We start from the raw sequence: 2,610 nt of genomic DNA on the forward strand, positions 1-2,610 counted from the left end.
CGCCGCGCGCGCGTTCCTCGATCACGCGCTCCAACGCGGAGACGGCGAAAGTGACGCCCGCCGCCTTCACGCACTGCAGGTCGATCGGGCTGAGCAGGGTGGCACGGGCCAGAACGTCCTCGACAGTGCCAAGGGCCTTGCCCTGCGCGGGATCGAAGGCGCCTGCATCGACGAGGTCGGCCACGGTCGGCGCGGCGCCGCTCATGTCGTAGGCCACGCCGCCCTGCAGCAGCACGGGGGTCGGGCCTTCCCCAAGGTCGAGACGGCCGAGGAACAGGCCCTCGCGCCAATCGGAAGGTAGCATGTCCACGGGAAGGGAGGAGAGGATATCGGTCATGTCGGGCATCCGTTCTCGTTCTGTAATGGGAGCGCTATCACACTGCCATGCAATGTCAATCACACGGGGCTGGAAGGGCCGTCCGCCCACCCGGCCCCGCTGGGTGCGTTAGTGATTGTGGCGCGGCGTCCGTTCGGCGATGCGACGGTACTTCACGGCCATGTCCATGACCGCGCCGTCCGCCATCTGGCCGGTCTTCTCGCGGAAGAGTTCCTCCCACGGGGTATGGCTCTGCGGCACGGGTGGCGGGGCGTCCTCGGCCTTGCGGCGAGCGATCTCGGCCGGATCGACCAGCGCGTTGCAGAGCCCTGCGCGGATGTCGATGCGGATCATGTCGCCGGTGCGCAGCCATGACAGGCCGCCGCCTGCCGCGCTCTCGGGCGAGCAGTTGAGGATCGAGGGGCTGTCGGACGTGCCCGACTGGCGCCCGTCGCCGAGCGTCGGCAGCCACTGCACGCCCGCCTTGATGAGCGCGTCGGGCGGCTGCATGTTCACCACTTCGGCCGAACCGGGCCAGCCCATCGGCCCGGCGCCGCGCATGACGAGGATGCAGTCGGCGTCGATCTCCAGCGCGGGATCGTTGATGCGGTGGTGGTAGTCGTCGCCGCCTTCGAACACCACGGCGCGGCCCTCGAACACGCCTTCCGAGCCGGGGCGCGAGAGGTAGCGGTCATTGAACTCGGCGGAGATCACTGAGGTCTTCATGATGCCGAAGTCGAACAGGTTGCCCGACAGAACGAGGAAGCCCGCCTTCTCGCGCAGCGGCTCGGCGAAGTGGCGGATCACCTCGCGGTCGCGCGCTTCGCGGCCTTCGAGGTTGGCGGCCAGCGTCTCGCCGGTGACGGTGAGGCAGTCCTGCGCCAGCACGCCCGCCTGCTGCAGTTCCCACATGATCGAGGGCACGCCGCCCGCGCGGTGGAAGCGTTCGCCCAGGAACCGTCCGGCCGGCTGCATGTCGAGGATCAGCGGCAGGTCGTAGCCGTGCTCGGTCCAGTCCGAGGCGGTGAGTTCCACGCCCGCATGGCGCGCCATCGCCATGATGTGCGGCTGCGCGTTGCTCGACCCGCCGATCGCGCTGACGACGCGGATGGCGTTGAGGAAGCTGTCGCGCGTCAGGATATGCGAGGGGCGGAGGTCTTCGTGCGCCATCTCGACGATGCGGCGACCGGTTTCGTAGGCGTACTGCCCGCGCTCGCGGTAGGGGGCGGGGATCGCTGCGCAGCCGGGAAGCGAGAGGCCGAGCGCCTCGGCCACCGCGTTCATGGTGGAGGCGGTGCCCATAGTGTTGCAGTGCCCGGCCGAGGGCGCGCTGTCGCAGGCGCGCTGGAGGAACTCCTCCTCGTCGATCTCACCGGCCGCCAACTTGCGGCGGCTACGCCAGATCACGGTACCTGAACCGACCAGATCGCCCTCATGCCAGCCGTCGAGCATCGGCCCGCCGGACAGGACGATCGCGGGGATGTCCACGGTGGATGCGGCCATGACCTGCGAAGGCGTGGTCTTGTCGCAGCCGGTGGTGAGCACCACGGCATCGATGGGATAGCCGTAGAGGATCTCGACCAGCCCCATGTAGGCGAGGTTGCGATCGAGCGCGGCGGTCGGGCGACGGCAGTTCTCGAAGATCGGATGGACCGGGAACTCCATCGCGATGCCGCCCGCGTCCCGGATGCCGTCGCGCACCCGCTTGGCGAGGTCGAGGTGGACGCGGTTGCAGGGCGACAGGTCGCTGCCCGATTGCGCGATGCCGATGATCGGACGCCCCGAGCGCAATTCCGCAGGCGTGATGCCGTAGTTCATGAAGCGCTCCAGATAGAGCGCGACCATGTCCGAACGCGCAGGATCGGCGAACCAGTCCTGCGAGCGGAAGCGGCAATTCGAAGGAGATTGCGTTGGGGCGTCCATCGTCATCAACCCAGCTTCAGTACGCCGTCGATGCGGCGCGGGGCGTTCCACGGATTGCCGTCGCGAAGGCCCTCGGGGAGCAGGGCGAAGGGCATGTTCTGGTAGCACACCGGGCGCAGGAAGCGCTCGATCGCCGAGGCGCCGACCGAGGTTGTCCGTCCGTCCGAGGTCGAGGGGAACGGGCCGCCGTGGACCATCGCGTGGCACACTTCGACGCCCGTCGGCCAGCCGTTGACGAGGATGCGTCCAACCTTGCGCTCCAGCACCGGCAGCAGCAGCGCGGCCTCCGCCTCGTCCTCGGCGTCGAGGATCAGGGTGGCGGTGAGCTGGCCTTCGAGGGCGGCGATGACCTTGAGCGCCTCGGCCATGTC

Annotated in this window: 1 protein-coding gene and 2 pseudogenes; all 3 read right to left on the minus strand. The window is 68.9% G+C overall.

What is annotated here, in order from left to right; genetic code table 11:
* A pseudogene (locus tag ACYPYD_RS20670) lies at nt 1–337 on the minus strand (fumarylacetoacetate hydrolase); the annotation flags it as partial.
* A 108-nt stretch (nt 338–445) separates the two neighbouring features.
* The gene (locus ACYPYD_RS20675) at nt 446–2,239 is read right to left on the minus strand and encodes an IlvD/Edd family dehydratase (RefSeq protein ID WP_459665229.1); all 1,794 of its coding nucleotides are present in this window, start codon (nt 2,237–2,239) and stop codon (nt 446–448) included.
* A gap of 5 nt (nt 2,240–2,244) precedes the next feature.
* Nucleotides 2,245–2,610: pseudogene (locus ACYPYD_RS20680) on the minus strand (aldehyde dehydrogenase (NADP(+))); the annotation flags it as partial.

Source organism: Novosphingobium sp. 11B (assembly GCF_054589055.1).